Source organism: Enterobacter cloacae complex sp. P16RS2 (assembly GCF_014982155.1).
Lineage (GTDB): Bacteria > Pseudomonadota > Gammaproteobacteria > Enterobacterales > Enterobacteriaceae > Enterobacter > Enterobacter cloacae_M.
The window spans coordinates 1-1,549 of record NZ_JADCKW010000083.1; the positions used below are offsets into that span (position 1 = coordinate 1).

Below are 1,549 nucleotides of genomic sequence, written 5' to 3' on the forward strand. Positions count from 1 at the left end.
CCTTGTTCATATTTTTCTCATTCTCTATTTCTTGAAGTACAACACGTGGATCACCACCCATTTCACTAATTACCTGTGTACGGGATTTCAAACCAGCATCAATAGCAGCTACTTCACATTGAATATCCTTCAATGGATCAAGTGAAATAGGTTTAGTAGGGATATAACGAGCACATACAAGATCATCGAAATCAGAAAAACTTAATTTCAACTTACTATTATTTAGCATTTCATTCTTTAACCAAGCTGTATAAATTGGCTTGAGTACTTTATTTATGAGTACATTAGTTCGAGTACTGAAAGTTGTAGCTTGTAGGCGTTCGGCAAGTTTCGCAGCACTAAATGACGCATCAGCAGTACTTCCCATTAGGGATTGCTTAGTGACATTTAAGCCCATTGAAATATTATCAAATAGTACATCTGTGAATTCTGCTATACCGTCAACACCATTACGGGGATCAACCGATTTAACATCTTGATTAGCATTTAATTCAAAGATAGCACCAGGTTCTAAGTACTCGTTATAAATCGCTGCATCTTGTTCACCTTCATCTAGTGCTAATTCTTTGTTACCGCCATTATTAGTAATGAATGTGGTTACACTGGCTGAGATTCGTTTAGCAAGTAATGCCGCTTCCTGGAAGTTCTTTAAGTCTGCTAAAACTTTAGTACTGGCAATTAGATCCGGTATACCGCGTTCCTGTGTGGCATCATCCATAACAAAGTAATGTAGGATTTCATTTGCTGGTACAACTTCATAACTAGTAGCATCATATGTATATGTTACTGGATTATATTTAGCGAAATAGTAGTTTACAGGTTGACGGTACTTGTTATATTCAATCCCATTACTGATATATCCATCTACCAGTACTGCGTTATTCAACTGAGTCAAACGGGCAGAATCAATAATTTCAATCTTGATAGAACGGTTGAAATTATGAATACGTACAAACGCTTCACCATCGCGGCAGCGGTGTTTCTCTAGTACTTGTGCGAATAGATCAAAAGTCATTGAGCCATCAATAGAGAATTTACTAGCATCGTAAGCCCAACGATCAAATAGTTTTTCTAGTTGTTGGTTAATGGTATGTTTTGTTTCTTCATCAACATCAATATCTACTGATGGTTTTACATAGATACCATTACTGCCTACTACACCATCTACAGAAAGCATCATGTACTTACGTGCGATTGGGTTTACTAGTGTTGCTTCACGTGATTGATTACGCCATTCTGATAGATGCCATTTAATGATGTTATTAATACTTACTGAGTTAGTACCGACACCAAAGCCGAAAGCATTCACACCATTACTAGTTGTACGAATCTGGTTTAAATCACGTTGTAATGTTTTACCAACATGTTCACGGACTTCATTAGTTTTCTGTACTGGTTTTGGTTGTTCTGGTTGTTTTTTCTTAAACCACATTAGCGAGTACCCCAACGATCTGGATAGTTAGGATCTCGGAATACAGTCATACTCTTAAATGGTCTACTAGAACCAGATGTAGGTTGACCATTCATTTTCTGTCTCTTATACACATCT

The 1,549-nt window shown here is 36.9% G+C and carries 1 protein-coding gene; it reads right to left on the reverse strand.

Annotated elements, in window-relative coordinates; genetic code table 11:
• A partial coding sequence (locus INF68_RS22960) for a phage portal protein (protein WP_193525477.1) occupies positions 1-1,432 on the reverse strand: 1,432 nt, incomplete at its 3' end.
• Between the last annotated feature and the right edge of the window lie 117 nt (positions 1,433-1,549).